This is a genomic window from Limosilactobacillus caviae (assembly GCF_014635905.1).
Lineage (GTDB): Bacteria > Bacillota > Bacilli > Lactobacillales > Lactobacillaceae > Limosilactobacillus > Limosilactobacillus caviae.
Genome location: NZ_BMDS01000002.1, coordinates 123,404 through 148,693 on the forward strand (window position 1 = coordinate 123,404; position 25,290 = coordinate 148,693).

At 38.2% G+C, this 25,290-nt stretch carries 25 protein-coding genes and 1 tRNA gene; 23 read left to right on the forward strand and 3 right to left on the reverse strand.

What is annotated here, in order from left to right:
• Nucleotides 1–248: 248 nt before the first annotated feature.
• The 3 genes from recJ (at nt 249) to IEU90_RS03370 (ending at nt 3,841) form a co-directional block, all read left to right on the forward strand.
• Entirely contained in the window at nt 249–2,576 is a 2,328-nt protein-coding gene (gene recJ / locus IEU90_RS03360) for a single-stranded-DNA-specific exonuclease RecJ (RefSeq protein ID WP_153709784.1), read from the forward strand.
• 17 nt (nt 2,577–2,593) lie between these two features.
• Nucleotides 2,594–3,112: an adenine phosphoribosyltransferase gene (locus IEU90_RS03365; protein WP_153709783.1), complete on the forward strand. Its 519-nt coding sequence runs from the start codon at nt 2,594–2,596 to the stop codon at nt 3,110–3,112.
• A 111-nt stretch (nt 3,113–3,223) separates the two neighbouring features.
• A complete protein-coding gene (locus IEU90_RS03370; RefSeq protein WP_153709782.1) occupies nt 3,224–3,841 on the forward strand; it encodes a DUF308 domain-containing protein in 618 nt (205 codons plus the stop codon).
• A gap of 123 nt (nt 3,842–3,964) precedes the next feature.
• Here IEU90_RS03370 and IEU90_RS03375 read toward each other — a convergent pair.
• Nucleotides 3,965–4,052 (reverse strand) — tRNA-Ser (locus IEU90_RS03375).
• A 161-nt stretch (nt 4,053–4,213) separates the two neighbouring features.
• On the opposite strand from IEU90_RS03375, the gene IEU90_RS03380 reads away from it, so the two are divergent.
• Together IEU90_RS03380 and IEU90_RS03385 are read left to right on the forward strand one after the other, a co-directional pair.
• On the forward strand, nt 4,214–4,885 hold the full coding sequence (locus tag IEU90_RS03380; protein WP_153709781.1) for a ribonuclease H family protein: 672 nt from the start codon (nt 4,214–4,216) through the stop codon (nt 4,883–4,885).
• A gap of 36 nt (nt 4,886–4,921) precedes the next feature.
• On the forward strand, nt 4,922–6,082 hold the full coding sequence (locus IEU90_RS03385) for a hydroxymethylglutaryl-CoA synthase (RefSeq protein ID WP_188357737.1): 1,161 nt from the start codon (nt 4,922–4,924) through the stop codon (nt 6,080–6,082).
• 64 nt (nt 6,083–6,146) lie between these two features.
• Here IEU90_RS03385 and lexA read toward each other — a convergent pair whose 3' ends face one another.
• Nucleotides 6,147–6,773: a transcriptional repressor LexA gene (lexA, locus tag IEU90_RS03390; RefSeq protein ID WP_153709779.1), complete on the reverse strand. Its 627-nt coding sequence runs from the start codon at nt 6,771–6,773 to the stop codon at nt 6,147–6,149.
• Nucleotides 6,774–6,900: 127 nt separating this feature from the next.
• On the opposite strand from lexA, the gene IEU90_RS03395 reads away from it, so the two are divergent.
• Nucleotides 6,901–7,152, forward strand: coding sequence for a DUF896 domain-containing protein (locus IEU90_RS03395; RefSeq protein WP_153709778.1), 252 nt, complete (start codon nt 6,901–6,903; stop codon nt 7,150–7,152).
• Between the two features lie 73 nt (nt 7,153–7,225).
• Entirely contained in the window at nt 7,226–7,453 is a 228-nt protein-coding gene (locus tag IEU90_RS03400; RefSeq protein WP_003666855.1) for a YneF family protein, read from the forward strand.
• A 43-nt stretch (nt 7,454–7,496) separates the two neighbouring features.
• On the opposite strand, the gene IEU90_RS03405 is transcribed toward IEU90_RS03400, so the two are convergent.
• Entirely contained in the window at nt 7,497–8,135 is a 639-nt protein-coding gene (locus tag IEU90_RS03405) for a lysophospholipid acyltransferase family protein (protein ID WP_188357738.1), read from the reverse strand.
• A 94-nt stretch (nt 8,136–8,229) separates the two neighbouring features.
• Here IEU90_RS03405 and IEU90_RS03410 point away from each other — a divergent pair, with 94 nt between their 5' ends.
• The 16 genes from IEU90_RS03410 to IEU90_RS03485 all read left to right on the forward strand — a co-directional run bounded on the left by IEU90_RS03410 (nt 8,230) and on the right by IEU90_RS03485 (nt 25,285).
• Entirely contained in the window at nt 8,230–8,985 is a 756-nt protein-coding gene (locus IEU90_RS03410) for a tRNA1(Val) (adenine(37)-N6)-methyltransferase (protein ID WP_153709776.1), read from the forward strand.
• The gene (locus IEU90_RS03415; protein WP_153709775.1) at nt 8,975–9,265 is read left to right on the forward strand and encodes a GIY-YIG nuclease family protein; all 291 of its coding nucleotides are present in this window, start codon (nt 8,975–8,977) and stop codon (nt 9,263–9,265) included. The genes IEU90_RS03410 and IEU90_RS03415 overlap by 11 nt, the downstream gene beginning before the upstream one ends.
• A 1-nt stretch (nt 9,266) precedes the next feature.
• The gene (locus tag IEU90_RS03420; RefSeq protein WP_153709774.1) at nt 9,267–10,259 is read left to right on the forward strand and encodes a D-2-hydroxyacid dehydrogenase; all 993 of its coding nucleotides are present in this window, start codon (nt 9,267–9,269) and stop codon (nt 10,257–10,259) included.
• A 162-nt stretch (nt 10,260–10,421) separates the two neighbouring features.
• Nucleotides 10,422–11,213, forward strand: a complete 792-nt coding sequence (rpsB, locus tag IEU90_RS03425) for a 30S ribosomal protein S2 (protein ID WP_153709773.1) — start codon at nt 10,422–10,424, stop codon at nt 11,211–11,213.
• A 99-nt stretch (nt 11,214–11,312) separates the two neighbouring features.
• Nucleotides 11,313–12,188, forward strand: coding sequence for a translation elongation factor Ts (gene tsf / locus IEU90_RS03430; protein ID WP_163705235.1), 876 nt, complete (start codon nt 11,313–11,315; stop codon nt 12,186–12,188).
• 81 nt (nt 12,189–12,269) lie between these two features.
• Nucleotides 12,270–12,992, forward strand: a complete 723-nt coding sequence (pyrH, locus tag IEU90_RS03435) for a UMP kinase (protein WP_153709771.1) — start codon at nt 12,270–12,272, stop codon at nt 12,990–12,992.
• 4 nt (nt 12,993–12,996) lie between these two features.
• Nucleotides 12,997–13,560 carry a ribosome recycling factor gene (gene frr, locus IEU90_RS03440; RefSeq protein WP_153709770.1) on the forward strand — a complete coding sequence of 188 codons (564 nt, stop codon included), beginning with the start codon at nt 12,997–12,999 and terminating at the stop codon, nt 13,558–13,560.
• 225 nt (nt 13,561–13,785) lie between these two features.
• On the forward strand, nt 13,786–14,565 hold the full coding sequence (uppS, locus tag IEU90_RS03445) for an undecaprenyl pyrophosphate synthase (RefSeq protein WP_153709769.1): 780 nt from the start codon (nt 13,786–13,788) through the stop codon (nt 14,563–14,565).
• A gap of 19 nt (nt 14,566–14,584) precedes the next feature.
• On the forward strand, nt 14,585–15,370 hold the full coding sequence (locus IEU90_RS03450) for a phosphatidate cytidylyltransferase (protein WP_153709768.1): 786 nt from the start codon (nt 14,585–14,587) through the stop codon (nt 15,368–15,370).
• A 22-nt stretch (nt 15,371–15,392) separates the two neighbouring features.
• A complete protein-coding gene (gene rseP / locus IEU90_RS03455) occupies nt 15,393–16,667 on the forward strand; it encodes an RIP metalloprotease RseP (RefSeq protein WP_153709767.1) in 1,275 nt (424 codons plus the stop codon).
• A 23-nt stretch (nt 16,668–16,690) separates the two neighbouring features.
• A complete protein-coding gene (locus tag IEU90_RS03460) occupies nt 16,691–18,424 on the forward strand; it encodes a proline--tRNA ligase (RefSeq protein ID WP_188357739.1) in 1,734 nt (577 codons plus the stop codon).
• Nucleotides 18,425–18,499: 75 nt separating this feature from the next.
• The gene (locus IEU90_RS03465) at nt 18,500–22,828 is read left to right on the forward strand and encodes a PolC-type DNA polymerase III (protein WP_188357740.1); all 4,329 of its coding nucleotides are present in this window, start codon (nt 18,500–18,502) and stop codon (nt 22,826–22,828) included.
• A gap of 132 nt (nt 22,829–22,960) precedes the next feature.
• Nucleotides 22,961–23,434: a ribosome maturation factor RimP gene (gene rimP / locus IEU90_RS03470; protein ID WP_153709765.1), complete on the forward strand. Its 474-nt coding sequence runs from the start codon at nt 22,961–22,963 to the stop codon at nt 23,432–23,434.
• Between the two features lie 20 nt (nt 23,435–23,454).
• A complete protein-coding gene (gene nusA, locus IEU90_RS03475; protein ID WP_188357741.1) occupies nt 23,455–24,648 on the forward strand; it encodes a transcription termination factor NusA in 1,194 nt (397 codons plus the stop codon).
• A gap of 36 nt (nt 24,649–24,684) precedes the next feature.
• Nucleotides 24,685–24,987 carry an RNase P modulator RnpM gene (gene rnpM, locus IEU90_RS03480; protein ID WP_153709817.1) on the forward strand — a complete coding sequence of 101 codons (303 nt, stop codon included), beginning with the start codon at nt 24,685–24,687 and terminating at the stop codon, nt 24,985–24,987.
• A complete protein-coding gene (locus IEU90_RS03485; RefSeq protein ID WP_153709763.1) occupies nt 24,974–25,285 on the forward strand; it encodes a L7Ae/L30e/S12e/Gadd45 family ribosomal protein in 312 nt (103 codons plus the stop codon). Before rnpM ends, IEU90_RS03485 begins: the two co-directional genes overlap by 14 nt.
• Nucleotides 25,286–25,290 lie beyond the last annotated feature (5 nt).

Here is a 25,290-nt window from a genome sequence, read left to right on the forward strand (position 1 = left end):
AATTTAAAAACTCTAAAAAATCGTTGATATTGAGTAAGAATTAAAGGAGAGCTAAAGCATTGACACACATGTGATTAGCTGATATAACGGTATTTGTTATAAGTAGAAAATACTTCCAACAAGATAAGAAGAATTTGTAATCTTGATGATGGTTGTCCAGATAATTGAAATAATAAAGTGAAAAACAAAGAGACTGAGATTTCCCAGCCTCTTGTTTAGTTTGGCGTTGAAATGGTGGTTTAATTTAAATGATTGATGCAAAGTTTAAGTGGCAGATTGCAGACAATGATTCATCAGATACTATTAATGTGTTAACAAAGGAATTAGGGATTTCTAAAATATTAGCAACGTTATTAGTTCAACGGGGGATTAATAATGTCGAACAAGCAAAAAAATATTTTAAACCAACGATGGATGAAATTCATGATCCGCATCAGCTACATGACATGGATAAGGCTGTTGAACGAATTGAAAAGGCAATTGAAAATCAAGAGCAAATTACAGTCTACGGTGATTATGATGCAGATGGGATTACAAGTACGGCCTTAATGTATGAAACATTGGTATCGATTGGGGCTAACGTAAATTATTATGTCCCTAATCGCTTTACTGATGGTTATGGTCCCAATGCCCAAGCTTACCAACGACTGATTAATGATGGAACGCAGCTTTTTATTACTGTGGATAATGGTGTGAGCGGGAAAGATGTTATCGATGAAGTAATGAAAAAAGGTATTGATGTTATCGTCACTGATCATCATGAATTACCTGCTGAATTACCTAATGCAGTAGCAATTGTCCATCCGCGTTATCCCGGCAGTGATTATCCTTTTCCAGACTTGTCCGGCGTAGGAGTAGCATTTAAAGTAGCCTGGGCATTAACTGATGAATTTCCGGTTGAACAGCTTGATTTAGTTGCTATTGGTGAAATTGCAGATGTAGTTAATGTTACAGGTGAAAATCATGCATTAATTACTTATGGTATTCAACAATTACGTCAGGGAATGCGGCCGGGATTAGCAGCTTTAATGAAGCTTGCAGGTATTAATCCGGCTAATCTTACTGACCAGGATATTGGTTTTGGAATTGCACCACGGTTAAATGCCCTTGGGCGAATAGCAGATGCTAATGATGGCGTTAAATTATTAACAAGTTTAGATGAGGATGAATCTCAGCAACTAGCTAAGGAAGTTGATCAAGCTAATAAAGAACGTCAGCAGTTAGTTGCTAAGATTATGGTAGAGGCTGATAAACAGGCGAGCAGCGTTGAGAACCAAAATAAAAAGGTCCTATTAATTGTTGGTAAAAACTGGCATCAAGGAGTCTTGGGTATTGTAGCAAGCCGCATTATGAATAAAACTGGCAAGCCCACAATTATCGTTTCAATGGATAAACAAAATCCAAGTGTAGTAAAGGGATCTGGGAGAAGTCCTGAAGCTTTTAACTTATTTAAGGCATTAGAAGCTCATCGGGAACTATTTACAACATTTGGCGGTCATCCTGCAGCATGTGGACTATCATTAACTGAAGACAACATTAGTGCTTTAGAAAGAGCCTTAGAGGATGAAGCAGAGCAACAGGGGTTTGATCAAACTGTAAAACAGGTTTTACCAATTGCTATGTCAATCAATCCGAATGATATTAATCTGCAATTATATAATGATATTCAACGGATTGCTCCATTTGGTCCTGGGAATATAGAGCCTCTTTTTAGGTTAAATGGTGTTCAAATTGCTGACGTAAAAACGATGGGGCAAGATGGTCAGCATTTAAGGTTTTCGATAATCACTGAAACAGGTAAGATTACTGTCGTGGCATTTGGTCAGGGAGACTTAGCACCGCTTTTAAGTTCGCCGACTGGGGAAACTAATTTGGCAGTAAAGATTAGTTTGAATGAATGGCGAGGAAAACAAAGCATTCAACTAATGCTAGAAGATTTACAGATTAATGGAACAGTAATTGTTGATGAGCGTACAAACAAACTTACACCGCAATTGTTTACGGCACATGATTATTATATTGTTCAGGAATCTAAACTACGTGAAAACATTGCACCTCATGTTACGCCAGGACATGCATTATCGGTCGAGGAAGCTCGGCAAACAGACTTTGCAGGTAAAAGGGTTACCTTAGTTGATTGTCCGGTTAGCGAAGAAACATTAAAAGAGATTTTTGAAGCAGATAAGGGAGAACCGGCAGTCATTCGGTTACTACTCTACCAACGCAAAAGTGCATATTTAGCTGGACTCCCGTCACGGACAGATTTTGCCCAGCTTTATCGATTTATTTATAAACAAAAACAATTGAATTGGTCTGCTCAGTTACAAGCAATTAGTCGTTATTTAAAAATTAATATTGATCGATTAAATTTTATGATTCAAGTGTTTTCTGAGGCTGGATTTGTTACAATAAAGAGTGATGTGTTGAGCTTTAATAATTTAGTTGATAAAACTGATTTAACACAAACAAAACGGTATAAAAAACAATTAGCACAGTACAAAATTGAACAGCAGTTATTGTTTAATGACACAGCAACTGTTGCCAAATGGTTATTACAATATCTTAATTTAGATTGAAGGAGACTATTTATCTCATGGCTTTAGACCTTTACAAATATGTAGCTAGTGTTCCGGATTATCCAGAAAAAGGTGTTATTTTCCGTGACATTCTGCCATTGATGGCTGATGGGGCTGCTTTTAAGCAAGCAACCGACGAATTAGTTGATTATGCTAAAGATAAAAAAGTTGATATGGTAGTAGGACCAGAAGCGCGTGGCTTTATCGTTGGGTGCCCTATTGCTCGTGAGTTGGGAGTAGGCTTTGCGCCAGCACGAAAAAAGGGAAAACTGCCTCGTAAAGCAATTAGTGCAACTTATAGTTTGGAATACGGAACTGCTACTCTTCAAATGGAAGCTGACGCGATTAAACCTGGACAACGTGTTTTAGTTGTAGATGATCTTTTAGCTACTGGTGGAACGATCTCGGCAACTATTGATATGGTTGAACAAATGGGCGGCATTGTAGTTGGCTGCGCATTTTTAATCGAATTAAAAGATCTTCATGGTCGTGATAAAATTAAGGATTACGATATGAAAGCATTAATGGAATTTTAATCAGGAGGAGGGGCTGGAAAACTGGCCTTTTTTCTTTTTAAATTTTAGTTGTATCAATTAGGACATTGCGAGACAATATCAATATGTAAATAAAAAGGAGTAAGTTAATTTATGATTTTCCTAGTAATAATGGGTGCACTGTTTTTGATTCTTGGTGGATTTTACCTTGCTAACTCATGGCAACAATACCGTGAATGGAAGAGTGGAACCATTATTGTTGTTTTAAGTATTATTGCGATTGTTTATGGTGCAATCAACCTACCTTATTTCCACCACAATAATTCTACGGCAACTAATCAAAGTAGTTCGTCTTCCCGTGTTGCGCAGTCAAATAGTTTTTCTTCTTTCTCTAATGGCTTTGCTCTTGGTAACTCAAGTGCTAATGAAGCCCAACAAGAAAATAAAACGATGGCTGTTTTGCGGCAAATGCAAAAGGGATATTCGAAACTTGGGACTGTTGACTATAATGAAGATAGCAAAACTTTCCAAATTACCCCGACAGATGATAATACAGTTGAGGCATTAAAGGCATTAGCACAGGATCCTAGTCAAGCTGAGCAAATGGGATGGCCCAACTTAACCAAATCAATTAAAAGCAATTCAGGTCAAGTTTCAAAAGCATTAGGGGATGGTTATTCAATAAGCATTATGAACCCTGGTGACTCAAGTAAGGCGCTATATACTGCTAAAGATGGAAAAACAACCTATGATATTGCAGAGCAAAACTAATTCAACGACAGCTAACCAATACAAGTTAGCTGCCTTTTTTATTATGAGTGCAAATTTAAAAATAAAAAATGCTGATATATCAATGTTTTAACAACTATTGAATATCAGCAAGACTTTTCAAAAAGGAGACAAGGGGATTTGAACCCCTGCACGCTTTTACACGCCTAACGGTTTTCGAAACCGTCCTCTTCAGCCACTTGAGTATGTCTCCATATTTATTAACTTTATTATTGTAACAAAAAAATAATAAAGCGTAAAGGAATTATTAGATAGTGGTAAAAATAGGAAGCCTAGTTTTGCAGAAACGATTTTGAACTGATATGATATCTTAATGTATGATATAACGTTTTACAAGTTTAATAGGGGATTTTTATGGCAAAGAAATATTATGCAGTGAAAAAAGGACGGCAACCGGGAATTTATCAAAGCTGGGCAGAATGCCAAAGACAGGTTAACGGATATCCTAATGCTAAGTTTAAAGGATTCGCAACGATTATAGGTGCTAAGCAGTGGTTAAATGCACAAGAGAAAACTGTGATGCCAATTCAAAAAAGTATAAATGCTTCTGATGCTATCTACATTTATACTGATGGTGGTTCACGCAACCATGGAAATAAATTAGGTCAACACGTTAAAAGTGATGATAAGGCAGCTTGGGCATACTTAATTCAGACTAACGATAAAAATTATACAGGTACTGATGGTGAGCTGGGCGCAACAAATAATAAGATGGAAATAACAGCGTTGGTCTATGCGTTAAAGAAGTTAATAACACTTAATTTACAAAACAAAAAAATTATTGCAATTTTAGATTCACACTATGTTCTTGACCCGATTGTTCAAGGGTGGTTAACTAACTGGCAGCGTTGTGGATGGGTAACCACTAGTGGTAAGCCAGTGGCAAACCAAATGCTGTGGAAAGAGATAGCTCACCTTCTGCCTCGATTTACTGATCTACATTTTGATTGGACTAAGGGACATTCGACTAATGCTGGAAATAATCAGGTTGATGAATTATTAAATCAAACAATGGATAAGTTATAATATTAAATAAATAATCTTAGTAAAAGGATGAGAGAAATGAGAATTGGTATTGATAGAATGGCATTTGCAACGACAAATGAATATGTAGACCTTGTTGAATTAGCAAAGGAGAGGGGTGTAGATCCTAATAAATTTACGATTGGGATTGGTCAAGATCAGCAAGCCGTTGTGCCACCAACGCAGGATATTGTTACTTTAGGTGCGGCAGCTGCGCAGAAATTACTAACCCCTGACTTGGCTAAAAATATCTCAACGGTAATTGTTGCTACAGAATCCGGAATTGACAATTCTAAAGCAAGTGCTATTTATATTAAGCGATTACTGGGGCTTAATGATTTCACGCGAACAGTAGAAATGAAAGAAGCATGTTATTCGGCAACAGCCGGTATGCAATTTGCCAAGGGATTAGTAGCACTCAATCCTCAAGAAACCGTTCTTGTGATCGCAGCTGATATTGCGCGCTATGGGTTAAATACTCCTGGGGAAGTTACACAAGGCGCTGGGGCAGTAGCAATGTTAATTTCTTCTAATCCTCACCTTTTATCGCTAGAGGATACAACCGTCGCTTATAGTCAGGATATTATGGATTTCTGGCGGCCCCTGTATGCAACAGAAGCATTAGTTGACGGAAAATACTCAACAAATGTTTATATCGATTTCTTCTTGCGGACATTTAACCGTTACCAGCAATTAACCGGACGCGGACTTGAAGATTTTGTAGCACTTACGTTTCATATGCCGTTTACTAAAATGGGTAAAAAGGGTCTAGAAGGGTTGCTGGGTGATCGAAATGATGAAACAGCAAATCATTTGCGAGACGAATTAACAGCTAGCCAACTTTTTTCGCGGAAAGTTGGTAACCTGTATACAGGATCCTTATATTTATCGCTGATGTCGCTTCTTCAAAATAGTAAAGATCTAACAGCAGGTAGCCGGATCGGACTGTTCAGTTATGGTTCTGGTGCTGAAGGGGAATTTTACACTGGAATTTTAGAAGAGGGGTATCAGAAATATATGAATGATGTTGCGCAAGAATTAGCAAATCGTCAGCAAGTGTCGGTAGCCCAGTATGAAAAAATGTTTAATAGCCAGCTAGGAATGAATGATAAAGATATTGAATTTGATGACGCCAATGATCATTCAACTTTTATCTTGAAAGGGCAGAAAAATCATCAGCGTATTTATCAAATCAAATAATATTTTAAACGTAAAAAGCAACTGGAACTTTATGTTATCTCCAGTTGCTTTTTTATAAGTATCTCTAAAAGATATGGTCACGGAATAAGCCGACAACTTTGCCTAAGATCTTAACATTATCTAAGAAGATAGGTTCCATAGTGTCGTTTTCTGGCTGTAGACGAAACCGATCTTTTTCCTTGTAAAAGCGTTTGCAGGTTGCTTCATTGTCATCGTTCATCGCAATAACAATCTCACCGTTTTTGGCTGTAGCCTGTTTACGGACAATAACTTGATCACCGTTAAAGATTCCGGCTTTGATCATACTAGTACCGCGAATAGTAAGCATGAAAAGGTCATTGTTATCTTGAATGGTAGGAGGTATCGGAAAAAATTCAGTAGCATTTTCAACTGCCAAAATCGGTTGACCAGCTGTAACTACACCTAGCATTGGAATTTCTTTTTGGGTAGGCTTTACTCCCAAAATATCAAGACCCTTTGGAGTGATTTCCAAGGCTCGTGGTTTAGAAGGGTCCTTTTGTAAGAAACCTTGTTCAATCAAGCGGGAAATATGTCCGTGAACAGTGGATGTAGAAGATAATCCGACAGCACTACAAATCTCGCGGACAGTCGGTGGATAGCCGTGATCTTCAACTTGTTTATGGATATAATTTAGTACGGCCATTTGTTTATTTTTCGCTGCCTTTGCCATATTGACACCTCATTATCATTAATTGTGTTAAGCTTATCATAGATGGACGCATATTTCAAACGTACGTTCGTGATTTGCATTATTTTTATAAAATAAGTAAAATCAGTCTTGCTAAGGAGATGATATGATGGCTGAATCTAAAGAACAAGAAGAGCTTTTAAAGCGAATCAATGAGCTTGCTCATAAAAATAAAGAAGAAGGTCTAACTGAAGAAGAAACTAAAGAACGAGAACGCTTACGAAAGGAATATTTAAAGAATTTCCGGGAAGCAATGCGTAGCAACATTGAAATGATGCGAATCTTTGATAAAGAGGGTAAAGAAGTAACGCCAGAAAAAGTTCGTGAAATCCAACGTAAAAAAGGGCTTCGTGATGATTAAAGACAATTTGGCCTTTTCAAAAATTACTCTTTCGTGTAAGATGGATAGGTAACGAGCAAAGGAGGAAGTAATTGTGGGTATGACGATCATGCTAATGATTCTTGCACTATTAGTCGGTTTAGTTATCGGCTTCTTTGGTGCACGTAAATACATGGAAAACTACCTCCGCAATAATCCACCGATTTCGGAAGAGATGCTGCGGACAATGATGCTTCAAATGGGGCAAAAACCATCAAGTCGTAAATTACATCAAATGATGCAAGCGATGAAAGCACAAGCAAAAAAATCAAATCGTAAATAATATAAAAGGATGTGATTTTTATCACATCCTTTTATTTAGCGAATTAAAATTCATCGTCTTTAGGTTTAGGTGGGACAATATATTTGTATTCGGGATTAATCTGCTTATCGAGCTTGTCAAAGGCGTCTTGCATTTGTTTTTCCAAAGCAGCCTGTACCTCAGGAGTAAGTCGCTGCTTACGGTCAATGTAAATTGGGTCGCCGAATGCAATGTGCCGTGGCTTGCGAGTAAACAATTGGCTAAACTTTAATGGCCCTTGGTAAACGGCGGGAACTAAAGGGACATTAGCCATTTTTGCAATAACAGTCGCGCCTCCTTTTAGTTTCGATGAATAACGTGATCCGCTCGGGAAAATAATTGTTGATAGATCTGTTTTCTTTAAAATAGTAACTGGTTTTTTGATTGCAGAAGGGCCTGGATTCTTTCGATCAACCGGATAAGCATTAAGCGCTTTTAAGAACCGACTAGCAAACGGATTTTTAAAGAGCTCTTTTTTAGCCATAAAACTGAATTTTTTAGGCCAAACAGCAAGAGCTAGGAGTACAGGGTCCATCCATGTACGGTGAGGAGCAATAATAATATAATTGCCATCTGGGATTTTTTCCCGATTATATATTTGGGGACGACCGTTAATCAATGTTAAAAATGGATTAACGATTTTTACAAGGAAAGTGTAGAGCATGTTAATCTTCCAATCTATAACAAAATAAAGTTTTCGTTCATCAGTATGACGAAAAAAAGCTAATCTTGCAAGTATAAAAATAATGGAGAAAAGAATGGAAAATAAAAGAATCTTAAAAAAAGATGAAAGAATTGATCAATTATATAGTCAAGATGTACGAATAATACAAAACCCTCATTATTTTGCTTTTTCACTGGACGCAGTATTATTAGCTGATTTTGTTCGCGTGAATCATCGGCAAAAAATAAAAATTGTTGATCTATGTGCTGGCAATGGTGCAATTGGTCTTTTCCTTCATGATAAATTAGGGGGAACCTTTACAGAAGTGGAATTGCAACCCAAAATTGCTGATATGGCAAGCCGTTCAATCGCATTAAATAACTTACAAGATCGTTACACAGTTGTTAATGATGACATTGCTAATATTAATAAATACGTTCCAAAAGATTCAGTTGATATTGTTCTCTGTAACCCTCCCTATTTTCCGGTTACAGCTCAAAGTCAAAAAAATCCTAATAAAGCTTTGGCAATTGCGCGTCATGAAATAGCTACTAATTTAACAACGGTTATTCAAAAGATGAGCGGGTTATTAAAGATGAACGGACATGGCTATCTTGTTCACCGTCCGGATCGATTGGGCGAAATTCTTCAAGTTTGTCAGAAAAATCGATTGGCGCCTAAAAGAGTACAATTTATTTATCCTAAACCGGATCGAGATGCTAATATTTTATTGCTTGAGCTGATTAAAGATGGGAAGCCAGGAGGAATGAAAATTGTTCCGCCATTAATCGTTCATGAAAGTGATGGTAGTTATACCGCTGCGGTTCGGGAGCTATTATATGGCAAGTGAGAATTACTATATTTACGTCCTTTACTGTGCTGATGATACCCTTTACTGTGGGTTTACTAACAATGTTGAGCGCCGTGTTCATACACACCAAGTTTATCAGGGAGCAAAGTATACGCGTGTTAAGAAACGGCATCCGCTAAAACTTATTTATTCAGAGGAATTCACATCAAAGCATGATGCTTTAAGTGCCGAATACCATTTCAAGCATCAAACGCGACGCCAAAAAGAAAATTACTTAAAAGAACATGGCGTTAATTTATTAAATTTACGGAGGAATTGATATGAAAATTTATGTATATGGTGTATACAGCGATGAGGTACCTTATATTAAGGAATGGCAGGATGAGCATCCAGAAGTTACTGTTGAAACAACAACAGAACTTTTGAATGAAAAGAGTGTTCAACTTGCTAAAGGAAGCGATGGGGTTGTTGTTTTTCAGCAAAAGCCTTATCCAGATGAGGCATTACGGCAATTAGCTTTAAATGGAATTACCAAAATGTCTTTACGAAATGTTGGAGTAGACAATATTAACCACCAGTTGGCAACTGAACTGGGTTTTCAAATTACAAACGTGCCTGTTTACTCACCGGCTGCAATTGCGGAATTTTCAGTTACCCAAGCGCTTAACCTTTTACGCCGAACAAAAGAATTTTACCTAAAACTAGCTAAGGGAGACTATAATTGGGCGCCGCATATTGCTAAAGAAATGAATAAACAAGTAGTAGGGATTGTTGGAACCGGTAATATTGGATCGACTGCTGCCAAAATTTTTGCTGGTTTTGGCGCTAAGGTAATCGCATATAGCCGTCACAAAAATAAAGAACTAGACGGAATTGTCGAATATGTTAGCTTAGAAGAATTATATAAACGTGCAACTATTATCTCTCTATACTTACCTCATGTTCCTGCAACTGATAAGATGCTTAATAAAGAGACCTTCTCAATGATGCGCGATGGAGTTTTGCTTATTAATACAGCAAGAGGGCCGTTGGTAGATGAAGAGGCGTTAATTGCGGCATTAGACAGTGGTAAAGTCGGTGGAGCGGCTTTAGATGTGATGACTGGAGAAACTAAGATCTTTAATCAGCAAATTGACGAACAGAGTGTTGATTATAATGAATTTAAGAATTTAGTTAAACGGCCAAATGTTTTAATCACACCGCATATTGCATTTTATACTGATCAGGCCATTAAAAACATGGTTAAAATGAGCCTATCTGCTAATCTGGATTTAATTACAACTGGAACATCTGATAAGTTGGTTAAATTTTAAAATAAGTTAGTGAAAAAGCTTGTCAGGTAGTAAGCTTTTTTGTATACTATATTTCGGTGTTACACGCCAATTTCACACCCAGAACGATGGTGGTGAGGGTGCTTTATTTAAGTCCCATTGCCAGGAGAAGACTGGGGAGGAAAAACAATTTGGAGGTATATTATGTCTGTTGTATCTATGAAGCAATTGCTTGAAGCCGGTGTCCACTTTGGTCACCAAACTCGTCGTTGGAATCCTAAGATGGAAGAATACATCTTTACTGAACGTAACGGTATTTACATCATTGACTTACAAAAGACTGTTAAGTTAATTGATACTGCTTACAACTACATGAAGGATGTTGCTGCTAACGGCGGTATTGCCTTATTTGTTGGTACAAAGAAGCAAGCTCAAGATGCTATTGAAGAAGAAGCAACTCGTGCAGGTCAATACTACGTTAACCATCGTTGGTTAGGTGGTACTTTAACTAACTGGAAGACTATCCAATCACGGATTGCTCGTTTGAAAGAACTTAAGAAGATGAGCGAAGACGGTACATTTGATGTTCTTCCTAAGAAGGAAGTTGCCGTTTTAACTAAGCAACGTGAAAAGCTTGAACGTTTCCTTGGTGGTATTGAAGATATGCCACGGATCCCAGATGTTATGTTCATCGTAGATCCTCACAAGGAACAAATTGCTGTTAAGGAAGCTCAAAAGTTACACATCCCAATCGTTGCCATGGTTGATACTAACACTGACCCAGACGACATTGATTACGTTATCCCATCAAACGATGATGCTATCCGTGCCGTTCGCTTAATCACTTCAAAGATGGCTGATGCATTTGTTGAAGGTAAGCAAGGTCAAGATGATGCTCAACAAGAAGTTGCTGCTGATGACAACGCTGCTAATGAAACTGTTACTGAAGATTCATTAAAGAACTTAAAGAACAGCGTTGAAGGTAAAGAAGACTAAAATATTAATTCTTGGGCTGTTTTGTACGGACCATTCTGGCCTGAGTACTGAACAGCCCTTTTTTCAACTAAGATATTAAATAAAAGGAGAGATTTCGTCATGGCTGAAATTAAAGCTGCTCAAGTTATGCAATTACGTAAAAAGTCCGGTGCCGGTATCATGGATGCTAAAAAGGCATTAGTTGCTAGTGATGGTGACATGGACAAGGCAATGGACTATCTTCGGGAAAAGGGTATCGCAAAAGCTGCCAAGAAGAGTGATCGTGTTGCAGCTGAAGGTTTAGCTGATATTGCTGTTAATGGCAACACTGCTGCAATTGTTGAATTAAACTCAGAAACTGACTTTGTGGCTGCTAGTGAACCATTCAAGGACTTATTAAAGAAGGTTACTAAGTTAATTAGTGAAAATAAGCCTGCTAATGTTGAAGAAGCATTAGAAATTAAGACTGAAAATGGCACATTAAATGATGATATTATCAGTACTACACAAAAGACTGGTGAAAAGGTTAGCCTTCGTCGGTTCACTGTTGTAGAAAAGAACGATGGTGACAGTTTTGGTGCATACTTACACCAAGGTGGTCAAATTGCAGCATTAGTTGTCTTAGAAGGCGCTGATGACGATACTGCTAAGGATGTTGCAATGCACGTTGCAGCTATTAATCCAGAATTCATGACTCGTGATGATGTTTCTCAAGAACGTCTTGACCATGAACGTGCTATCTTTAAGGAAGAAACCTTAAACGAAGGTAAGCCTGAAAAGATTGTTGACAAGATTGTTGAAGGTCGTTTAAACAAGTTCCTTTCACAAATTTGCTTGGCTGATCAAGACTTTGTTAAGGACTCTGACCAAACTGTTGAACAATATGTTACAAGTAAAAATGGTAAATTGAAGTCCTTTATTCGTTACGAAGTTGGTGAAGGAATCGAAAAAAAGCAAGATGACTTCGCTCAAGAAGTTAAAGACCAAATGAACTAAGCGTTCGGTCGGTAGGAGGACGTACTCAATGTAGTACGTCCTTTTTTAGAAATTAGCTTGCAAATTCAAGGAGGATATCGCATGGCAGACATTAAGTATAAGCGAGTTATATTAAAGCTTAGTGGAGAAGCATTAGCAGGAGATAAAGGTTTCGGAATTAATCCACCGGTATTAAAAGACGTTGCTAAAGAACTAAAAGAAGTTCATGACTTAGGAGTTCAAATTGCTATCGTTGTTGGTGGCGGTAATATGTGGCGTGGTGTTACTGGTGCTGAACTAGGGATGGAACGTGCTCAGGCTGACTATATTGGAATGTTAGCAACGATTATGAACGCCTTGTCATTACAAGATGCTCTCGAATCAATTGATGTTCCAACGCGGGTACAAACATCGATTGAAATGCGTCAGATTGCTGAACCATATATTCGGCGTAAAGCAATTCGGCACTTAGAAAAAGATCGAATTGTTATTTTCGCTGGTGGAACGGGAAGCCCATACTTCTCTACTGATACAACAGCTGCGTTACGGGCTGCTGAAATCAATGCTGATGCAATTCTTATGGGGAAAAATGGTGTTGATGGCGTTTACTCTGCTGATCCAAATAAAGTAAAGGACGCTACCAAATTCGATCATTTGACACATATGGATATTATCGAAAAGAATTTGCATGTAATGGATACTACTGCCAGCTCATTATCAATGGACAACCACATTCCATTGGTAGTCTTTAATCTGAATACACCAGGAAACATCATGAAAGTAGTAACTGGCGAAGAAGTTGGTACGACAATTGAAGGAGACTAATAATATGGCTACAGGAAAAGATATTTTAAATGATGCCAAGAAAAAAATGGCAAAATCAGGTGATGCCTTGCAACGGACCCTTGCAGACATTCGTGCAGGTCAAGCTAATGCTAGTTTATTAAATTCAGTTAAGGTTGAATACTATGGGGCACCTACTCCATTAAACCAAGTTGCATCAATTACAATTCCAGAAGCGCGTCAATTGTTAATTACGCCTTACGATGAGAGTGTACTTGAAGAAATTGAAAAGGCAATTTATGCTTCAAATCTGGGATTAACTCCACAAAACGACGGAAGTTCAATTCGGTTGATTATTCCCCAATTAACGGAAGATCGGCGAAAAGAATTAGTAAAAGATGTAAAAGCAGAATTAGAAAAGGCCAAAGTTGCTGTTCGAAATGTACGTCGTGAAGCAATGGATGACCTAAAGAAGGGGAACAAGAGCGGGGACTTTAATGATGATGAATTTCATGATCTTGAAAAGAAAGTCCAAAATGAAACTGATGCTGGAATTAAAAACCTTGAAGATATTGCAAGTGCAAAAGAAAAGGAATTAATGGAAGGCTAATTTCTTTGGTTGTAAAAGGTTGTGAACCTAAAACGAGTCCACAGCCTTTTATTTTTGTCAAATTTCGAGTGCTTATGCTAAAACTATGTAACAATTTATTGCGGATTAACAAAAGAAATTTTGCCTCTGGTATAATAAAGGCTATAATTAATTGGCGGGATTTAATTTTCAAGTTTTAACATTGTGACGAATGTTTCGCTAATTAATCCTAAGTACATAATAAAAATGGAGGAACAGTTAGTGTTTTCCAAAAATAAAAATGACAAAATAAATCAACAACTTGATATGGAAAGGATTCCTAATCATGTTGCTATTATTATGGATGGTAATGGTAGATGGGCACAAAAACGCCATCTTCCGCGAGTAGCCGGTCATAAACAAGGAATGCAGACTGTAAAAGAAGTTACAATTGCTGCCAGTGAACTGGGAATAAAAGTCCTATCGCTATATGCCTTTTCAACTGAGAATTGGAAACGGCCTTCTTCCGAGGTTAGCTATTTAATGCAGTTACCCGTTCGGTTTTTTTCAACCTTTGTGCCAGATTTGGTTAAACATAATGTTAAGGTAACTGTAATGGGTGATATCACGCGGCTTCCAGAATCGACCCAGCAAGCGGTTCGTGATGCAATGGCAGACACCGCTAATTGTGATGGGATGATCTTAAACTTTGCTTTGAATTATGGTAGTCGTGATGAGCTAACTCAAGCTGCGCAAAAACTTGCTGAAGATGTTAAGTCTGGCAGCCTTGATATTACTGACATTACTGAAACTACATTTAGCAACTATCTTATGTCGGCACAATTAGGTGAATATGCCGATCCGGATCTTTTGATTAGGACAAGTGGTGAGGAACGAATCAGTAATTTTATGCTTTGGCAAATTGCTTATAGTGAATTAGAGTTTGTTTCGGAGCATTGGCCAGACTTCAATGCCAAATCACTTGAAAATGCAATTATTGCATATCAAGGACGTCATCGACGATTTGGTGGTTTAAAAAATCAATAATTAATAAGGGGATTTTGTTTTGAAAACAAGAATAACGACCGCGGTAATTGCACTTGCAATTTTTATACCGCTTATAGTGTATGGTCATTGGCCACTAACAATTGCAGCAGTTGCACTTGGGATTGTTGCAATGTCAGAAGTGTTAGTAATGAAAAAAATGTTTGTAATATCATTTGAAGCTTTAGTTAGTTATTTGGGTGTTGCCCTATTGATTCTGCCTGATAGCTGGCTTGACTTTTTACCCAGCGTTGCAACGCGGTGGTTTGGCTTCTATATTTTAGTAGTCTTACTCTTATTACATACAGTCATTCGGAAGCAGCGTTTTACTTTTGATGATGCTGGTGTTTTGACATTAGCAATGCTCTATATTGGAATCGGATTCCATTACTTTATTACTGCTCGTGCAATTAACTTTCAAACATTGTTATATGGAATGCTAATTGTTTGGATCACAGATAGTGGGGCTTATTTAATTGGACGAAAGATTGGTAAAAACAAACTTGCTCCTAAGATTAGTCCGAATAAAACTTGGGAAGGCTCGATTGGCGGAACTGTAGCAGCTATTATTATTTTAGCTGTCTATTGTTACTTTATTCCTGTCGGTGCGGGCTGGGTAACGATGATATTTGTTACTCTAATTCTTTCAATATTTGGTCAATTTGGTGATTTGATTGAATCATCATTAAAACGCTACTATGGAGTGAAAGATTCGGGAAAGATTCTTCCTGGACATGGTGGTATTCTTGACCGTTTTGATAGCATGTTAATTGTTATGCCAATGCTTCATTTATTAGGGATCATTTAATTAAAGGTAAGGAAGAGATTTTTTGATAATAACAATTATTACATTTATTATTGTTTTTGGAATCCTTGTCCTTGTTCATGAATACGGCCACTATTATTTTGCTAAACGAGCAGGAATTTTAGTTCGTGAATTTTCAATAGGTATGGGGCCAAAAATTTGGTGGAAACGAAAAAATGGTACTACCTATACAATTCGAATTCTACCGTTGGGTGGATATGTTCGTTTAGCTGGTGCTGACGATGAAGACCAAGATGAATTAAAACCAGGGACGCCACTGACAATTCAATTAAATGATCAAGATAAAGTTATCAGTATTAATGCCAGTGATAAGACAACCCTATTTCAAGGAATCCCCCTTCAATTGGCTGCCTGTGATTTAGAAGATGGTTTATGGATAAAAGGATACGTCAATGGCGATGAAGATCAACTAAAAGTATACAGTGTTGACCATGATGCAATGATTATTGAACGTGATGGCACTGAAGTACAGATTGCACCACGAGATGTACAATTTCGCTCTGCAAGTCTTCCGGCGCGAATGATGACTAACTTTGCAGGACCAATGAATAACTTTATTTTGTCATTAGTAGTATTTATCATTCTTGGATTTACCTTAACAGGTGTTCCAACCAATAGTAATCAATTAGGCCATGTTAATACAGGCTCTGTTGCAGCTAAAGCGGGCTTAACTGCGGGAGATCGAATTACAAAAGTCAATAACCAGAAAATAAACAACTGGACGGATCTTTCAACAAATATTTCTAGTAAGCCTAATAAAACCGTAACGATTACATATGAACGGGGGAAGCACACTTATCAAACTAAGCTTAAACCTAAAGCGGTGGAACGCGGTCACCAAAAAGTGGGACAAATTGGAATTGTTGAGAAACAAGAGACTGGCCTTGCAGCCCGCTTAAAGTTTGGTTGGCAGCAATTTATTCAGGCTGGTACATTGATATTTAGTGTTCTTGGTCATATGGTAACTCATGGCTTTAGCTTAAATGATTTAGGAGGTCCAGTCGCAATTTATGCTGGTACTTCACAAGCTACTTCATTAGGAATCAATGGTGTCTTAAACTTCTTGGCGCTATTATCTATTAACTTAGGGATTGTTAACCTGCTACCAATTCCGGCATTGGACGGTGGCAAGTTACTGCTAAATATTGTTGAGGCGATAATTCGGCGGCCAATTCCAGAAAAAGCTGAAGGTATTATCACAATGATTGGTTTCTTGATTTTATTAACATTAATGGTTCTAGTAACGTGGAACGATATTCAGAGATATTTTATTCGGTAATTTAACAAAGGAGTATATTCTTTATGAAACAGTCAAAAGTATTAATTCCAACAAAAAAAGAGGCTCCAAGCGATGCGGAAGTCTTAAGCCATAAAATGATGATTCGGGCAGGCTACATTTATCAAGTATCTGCTGGTGTGTGGTCTTATTTGCCATTAGCGTATCGAGTTATTCGGAAAATTGAAGGCATTATTCGTGATGAGATGGAAAGTGCTGGCGCTATTGAAATGATGATGCCTGCACTTGTTCCTGCTGACTTATGGAAGAAGTCGGGACGTTATGAGAGTTATGGAGACAACTTATTTAAATTAACTGATCGTCGTGATCGTGAATTTATTCTTGGTCCAACTCATGAAGAAACTTTTACTGAAGTAATCCGTGATAGTATTAAGTCATATAAGAAATTACCTTTAGTTGTCTATCAGTTACAAGATAAGTTTCGTGATGAAGACCGTCCCCGTTATGGTATCCTTCGAGGAAAAGAATTTGAAATGTTAGATGGTTATTCCTTCTCTGCAGATCAAAAAGGGCTCGATGATGCTTATGAATTACAGGCTAAGGCTTACCGTAATATTTTTGATCGGATTGGTCTGAATTATAAAGTGATTTTAGCTGATTCAGGAACAATTGGAGGCAAAAACTCGCAAGAATTCTCTGCACCTGCGGAAATCGGAGAAGATGTTATTGCTTATACTGATGGTGATTATGCAGCTAATCTTGAGAAGGCGGTAAGTAAATTTACCGGAGTTCAACAAACAGCCGCTCAAGCACCGTTAGAAAAGAAAGCAACTCCTGGAGCGCATACGGTTGATGAGGCTGCTGAGAGTCTTGATATGGATTCTAGCCAAGTAATCAAATCAATGTTGTACATTGCTAAGATGGGCGAGAATGAATATCAACCAGTATTAGTGTTAATGCGTGGTAATGATGAAGTAAATGAAGCAAAAGTTACTAATGCGTTGGATTGCGAGGAACTTGAATTAGCTACTGAAGAAGATGCAATGAAATACCTCAATGCTCATCCAGGTTCATTAGGTCCGGTAGGCGTAAACGAAGATGTAAAGATTCTTGCTGATAATTATGTTAAGGTCTTAGTTAACATGGCATGCGGTGCAAATGAAGATGGCTACCACTATGTTAATGCTAATATTGATCGTGACTTCCGAGTTGACCAATTTGGCGATTTCCGTAATGTTAAAGAAGGAGAAATAGCTCCTGATGGAAATCCAATTAAATTTACTAATGGGATTGAAATTGGTCATATTTTTAAACTTGGAACTCTCTATTCTCAAAAGTTAGGGGCACAAGTTCTAGATCAAAATGGTCGGTTAACAGATGTAATTATGGGATGTTATGGAATTGGTGTATCACGCTTACTATCCGCATTTGCAGAACAAAATGCCGACGAAAATGGATTAGTATGGCCAGACAGCATTGCTCCATTTGACATTCACGTTATTCCTGTTAATGCTAAAAAAGAAGATCAAATGGCAATGGCAGATAAGATTGACCAACAGCTAACCGAAGCGGGTTATGAGGTTCTTGTTGATGACCGTAAAGAACGAGCTGGAGTAAAATTTGCCGATTCTGACTTAATTGGGATTCCTATTCGAGTTACTGTTGGTAAGAAAGCTCAAGATGGAATTGTTGAAATTAAGATTCGCAAAACTGGTGAAACTGTAGAAGTTAAGCAAGAAGAATTAGTAAATACAATTGGCATCTTATTAAAGCAATTAAACGAAGAAGCAAATAAATAATTTAAATTAATGTGGTTGCGATGTTATGATAGATAACGTTATTCGCACCACATTTTTAAGTAGGAGGATTAGAACGTGGGATTAAGTCGCCAAGAATTATTTGGAAAACTACTAGAACAGATTCATTTTCCCGAAAAAGACAATTCTGCATTCAGAAATGCCGCAGTTCAATCGGTTGTTGTTCATAAAAAGTCTCGTCATTGGGAGTTTCACTTAATCTTTAATAAAGCCTTGCCATATGATCTTTTTACTCAATTTAATCAAAGCTTAGAATTAGGGTTTAAGGATATTGCAAAAGTTAGCTTAAAAATTAGTACACCGATGACTGAACTTGATGGGACTCAGATCGCTAATTATTGGCAGTTTATTATTAACCATGCAGTTAGCGATTCGCCAATGCTTCAGCAAGCTTGCTTACAAACAGCGCCCGAAGTAAAAGACGGTCGGGTAACGTTAGTGGTTGAAAATGAACTTATCAAAGACCTATTAGCGCAAAAAGCATTAGATACAATTGAAAATTCTTACCAAGAACTTGGCTTTCCAAAATTTAGGATTCATCCTTTTGTAGATCAATCGGCTTCCCAAGCCAAAATTGAGGAGCTTAAAGCTAAGCATGAAAAAGCGGATGCCGCTCTTGCTGCTAAGGCGGCTGCCCGTATTAAGAAAAATGAAGCAACTAAGGCTACTAAAAAGAGTGCACCAGTTGCTCCTGCTGATGGTCCAGTTCAATTAGGACGGTTAATTGATAGTAAGCAAAATATTGTGCAAATGAAGGAGATTGAGGGTGAAGAGCGCTCTGTAGTTGTTGAAGGATACGTCTTTAATGCTGAAATCCGCGAATTACGATCTGGACGCCAATTATTAACATTTGAAATAACTGATTACACATCATCGTTTGCTGTAAAGAAGTTCTCCCGAAATAGTGATGAAGAAGCCCAGTTTGCAAATATTAAGGCGGGAATGTGGTTGAAAGTTCGTGGTCCGGTTCAGGAAGACACGTGGATGCGGGACTTAGTAATTACTGCCTACGATGTAAATGAAGTTACTCATACAGAACGGCAAGATCAAGCACCAAAAGATGAGAAACGAGTAGAACTCCATACTCATACTACAATGAGTCAGATGGACGCCACTAATTCAATTACCGAACTGGCCACCCGTGCGCACAAGTGGGGGCATCCAGCAATTGCGGTGACTGATCACGGAAATGTACAAGCTTTTCCGGAAGCATTTAGCGTTGCCCAAAAAACAGGAATTAAAATGATATATGGGATGGAAGCAAACGTTGTTGATGACGGAATCCCATTAGTATATAACGAAAATCATCAATTACTTGCCCACCAGACATATGTTATCTTTGATGTGGAAACAACTGGTTTATCAGCAATCTATGATAAGGTAATTGAATTGTCTGCTGTTAAGATGCAGGATGGTAATGTTTTAGAACGCTTTGACGAATTTATTGACCCGGGATTTCCATTATCAGAACAAACAACTAACTTGACTAGTATCACCACTGAAATGGTTCAAGGTTCGAAAACTGAAGAAGAAGTTTTCAAAATGTTTAAGGACTTCTGTAAGGGATCTATCATCGCTGGGCATAATGTGTCATTTGATATGGGCTTTATGAACACTGGCTATGAACGTCACCAAATGGAAAGAATTACAGAACCGGTAATTGATACGTTACCTTTAGCACGGTTCCTTTATCCTGATATGCGTGGATACCGGTTAAATACACTTAGTAAGAAATTTAAAGTTGCCTTAGAGCATCACCACCGGGCTAATTATGATTCTGAAGCAACCGGACACTTACTTTATAAGTTCTTGAAAGATGCTGAGGCTCGTTATGACGTAAAGTATGTTGATGACTTGAATAAACACATGGAAGAAAATAATGCTTATCGTCATGCACGTCCTTTCCACGTTACAATTTTTGCACAGACGCAAGCCGGGTTAAAAAACTTATTTAAGTTAGTATCCCTGTCAAACGTTGAGTACTTCTATCGGGTACCACGGATTCCACGAACAGTTCTTACAAAATATCGTGAAGGATTGTTATTAGGAACCGCTTGTTCATCTGGAGAAGTATTTACAGCCATGATGGAAAAAGGGTATTCACAAGCTTTAGAAAAGGCTCGTTACTATGATTTTATTGAAATTCAGCCTAAACCAAACTATGCACCATTACTTGAACAACAGGTGATCGCGGATGAAGCCCACCTTGAAGATATTTTGAAGAATATGGTGAAATTGGGGGATGAACTTGATAAAACAGTTGTTGCAACCGGTGATGTTCATTATTTAGATCCGCATGATGGAATTTATCGCAAGATCCTAATTAATTCACAGGGTGGCGCTAACCCATTAAACAGAACAGAACGTCCAGATGTTCACTTCCGGACAACTGATGAGATGCTTAAAGAATTTTCATTCCTTGGTGAAGAAAAAGCTCACGAAGTTGTTGTTGAAAATAGTAATAAAATTGCTGATGAAATTGATGATAGTATTCGGCCGGTGAAGGACAAACTTTATCCGCCACATATGAAGGGTGCCGAACAAGAAATCCAAGATCGGACATGGAATACGGCAAGAAAATGGTATGGCGATCCGCTGCCGCAGTTAGTGCAAGACCGAATTGAACTGGAATTGAATAGTATTGTAAAAAATGGGTTCTCCGTGCATTACTTAATTGCCCAGCGACTAGTTGCAAAGTCTAATAAAGACGGATACTTAGTTGGATCGCGGGGTTCTGTTGGTTCAAGTGTTGTTGCAACACTGTCGGGAATTACAGAAGTTAACCCGTTACCACCTCATTATCGATGCCCAAATTGCCAATTTACACATTTCTATACCCAGGGTGAATACAGTTCAGGCTTTGATTTGCCAGATAAAAAGTGCCCTAAATGTGGAACTTTAATGGTAAAAGATGGACATGATATTCCTTTCCAAACTTTCCTTGGGTTTAAAGGAAATAAGGTTCCAGATATCGATTTGAACTTCTCCGGTGACTATCAACCGATTGCCCATAATTACATGAAAGTGTTGTTTGGCGAAAAAAATGTATTTCGTGCCGGAACAATTGGAACGGTCGCTGATAAGACGGCGTACGGTTATGTTAAAGCCTACGAACGAGATACCGAAAAGGAATTCCGAAAGGCTGAAGAAGATCGATTGGCTAAAGGTGCAACCGGGGTTAAGCGAACAACCGGACAGCACCCAGCTGGAATTATTATTGTTCCAGATGATATGGATATTTATGACTTTACCCCTGTGCAGTATCCTGCTGATGATCAAACTGCGGCCTGGGAAACGACACACTTTGATTTCCACTCGATCCACGATAACATTCTTAAAATGGATATTTTAGGGCATGATGACCCAACGATGATTCGTGCTTTACAAGATTTGTCGGGGATTGATCCGCAATCAATTCCGATGGATGATCCAGGGGTGATGGCGCTTTTCTCAAGTCCTAAAGTTTTAGGTGTAACTGAAGAACAGATTCAAAGTAAGACTGGTACTTTAGGATTGCCTGAATTCGGAACGCGATTTGTTCGAGGGATGTTAGAAGATACACACCCGAAGAATTATTCACAATTGCTACAAATTTCTGGCCTTTCTCACGGAACCGGTGTGTGGCTGGATAATGCCCAGGAATTAATTAGGCAGGGAATTGCAACAATCGCCAATGTTATTGGTTGTCGTGATAACATTATGACCGACTTGATTCACTATGGAATGGATTCGGAAATTGCCTTCCAGATTATGGAGCACGTGCGAAAAGGACGCGGTATTCCAGATGAATGGCAAACGAAAATGCATGAGGCAAATGTTCCGCAATGGTACATGGATTCATGTTTAAAGATTAAATATATGTTCCCGCGGGCGCACGCTGCTGCCTATGTCTTAATGGCGTTGCGGATTGCCTACTTTAAGGTCTATTTCCCGTTAGTTTATTATTGTGCGTTTTTCTCAGTCCGCGCTGATGATTTTGATGTGGTCGCTATGTCGCATGGTAAAGACGCAGTTAAACAGCGAATGAAAGAAATAAATGATAAAGGAAACGATGCCAGTGCAAAGGAAAAGAACTTATTGACAATCCTTGAATTGGCAAATGAAATGTTAGAGCGTGGGTTCAAATTTAAGATGGTTGACATTGAAAAATCAGATGCGTCTGACTGGTTAATCGATGGCGATTCGTTAATTGCCCCATTTCGTGCAGTTCCTGGTTTGGGATTGAATGTTGCTAAACAAATTGTGGCTGCACGTGAAGAACGACCATTTCTTTCTAAAGAGGATTTGGCAGAGCGGGGAAAAGTTTCGCAAACCCTTATTGATTTCTTGACGGATAATCATGTACTAGATAAGCTGCCTGACGAGAATCAGCTCAGCTTGTTTTAAGCAATAACTTTGGAAGAAAGCTTCATTACTTGCCAGTAGACAAGTTACATGCTACAATGATTATGGTAAATAACTCGTGGGAGTGAGCAGAGATGCTCGCTCTTTTTATTGCAAATAATGGAGGTGACACGTTTGAGCAGTGTTGTAGAAACTGTGACAGATCTTGTAACGCCGATTTTACAAGACCATGATTTTTACTTGTATGATTTAGAATTTGTAAAAGAAGGTAAGAGCTGGTACCTCCGCGTTTACATTGATAAGGACGGCGGAATTACACTTGAAGACTGTGCTATTGTTAGTGATGAATTAAGTGAGGCATTAGACAATGTTGAACCTGATCCAATCCCACAGGCTTACTTTTTAGAGGTATCTTCACCAGGTGCAGAACGTCCGCTTAAGAAAGAAGAAGACTATCAGCGGGCAATTGATCATTACATTCACATTTCTCTTTACCAACAGATTAATGGTCAAAAAGTTTATGAAGGTACACTGACGCAATTATCAGAAAAAGAAATTACGTTAGATTACTTAGATAAGACTCGCCATCGGCAGATTACGATTGATCGTAAGAAAATTGCACAGGCCAGATTAGCGATTAAATTCTAGCATTAAAGGAGTGTCAAAAGTTGAGTAAGCCAAAGATTAATACTGAAATGATTGGCGCCCTAGATTATCTTGAAAAAGAAAAGGGTATCAAAAAAGAAATTGTTATTGAAGCATTGGAGCAGGCTTTAGAGTCCGCCTATAAGCAAAATTACGGTGATAAAAATGTCGAAGTAGAATTTAATTCTATTACTGGCAATATCAAAGTGTATGCCGTAAAAACAATTACTGATGACGAAGAAGCGGTTGAAGCGGATAGTAACGAATTTATGAGTTTAGCGGATGCACGTAAACTTCCCCATGGACAAGGGTATGATATTGGTGATGAGATTCGTGAAGAAGTTACTCCTCGTGACTTTGGACGAATTGCTGCTCAAACCGCAAAGCAAGTTGTAATGCAACGCCTTCGTGAAGAAGAACGAAAAATTATTTACGATAAGTACAAGACATATGAAAATGAAATTATTACGGGAGAAGTTTCTCGTGAAGATAAGCGTTTTACATATGTTGACTTAGGAGACGGTGTAGAAGGTGCGATGGGCTTTAGAGATAAGATGACTAATGAGCATTACCGAGTTCATGATCGTATCCAAGTTTATGTAACAAAAGTAAATGACGATCGGCGTGGTCCGCAAATCTTTGTTAGTCGAACAGCCCCCGAATTGTTAAAGCGATTATTTGAGCGTGAAGTACCTGAAATTAAGGACGGAACTGTCTTAATTGAAAATATTGCTCGTGAAGCCGGTGATCGCGCTAAAGTTGCTGTGTACTCAAATGATCCGAACGTTGATCCTGTCGGTACCTGTGTAGGCCCACGTGGTTCGCGTGTTCAAGCAATTGTTAATGAACTTGATGGCGAAAACATGGATATTGTTGAATATGTTAAGGATCCTGCTGAGTTTATTGCAAATGCTTTGAACCCAGCTGAAGTATTAGACGTTATTTTTAATGAGGATAAGCCGGCAACCGATACTGAAGACAGTACGACAGAAGAAGACGGTGAAGAGCAAGCTGAGCGTTCATGTACAGTAGTTGTACCGGATAACCAGCTATCATTAGCAATTGGTAAACGGGGACAAAATGCACGATTAGCTGCACGGTTGACCAAGTATAAGATTGATATTAAATCAGCTTCTGAAATGGCAGAAAATGACCAAGCAGCTGAAGATGAACCAATGGCTGATTCAGAAGAAGACACAGAGAACAGTGAAGACTAACTATTAAAGTAATTATTAAGCAGCGGGGTGAAAATGATGAAAAAGAGAAAAATACCGATGCGTAAAGACATTGTTACTGGTGAAATGATGCCTAAGCGACAGTTAATTCGGGTAGTAAAAAATAAGGAAGATGAGGTTTCCTTAGACCCGACTGGTAAAAAGCCTGGCCGTGGTGCATATGTTGCAGTTGATGTTGAAATTGCAAAACGTGCTAAGAAAGAAAAAACTTTTGAAAAGGCCTTTCATGTTCAACTAGATGAATCATTCTATGATGAATTAATCAAGTATGCTGATCACTTACAGGCACGGCAAAAGTTATTTGGCAATGATCAAAAATAATCAATCGGTTTTAAACCTATTAGGAATTGCCCGACGAGCACGGCAACTCCAGAGCGGTGAAGAGATCGTTTTAAAAAATATTCAAACTAAAAAGGCAAAGTTTGTGTTCCTCGCATCTGATGCAGGAAGAGCAAGTGCTAAGAAAATTACTGATAAATGTAAATTTTACGGTGTTCCTTTCTCAACAGATTTTACAAGGAGCCAGCTCAGTCAGGCAACGGGGCAATCACGAACCGTTTTTTGTGTGATGCAATCAGGTTTTGCAAGAAAGTTTGAGGAACTACTAACGATGAAATAAGGAGC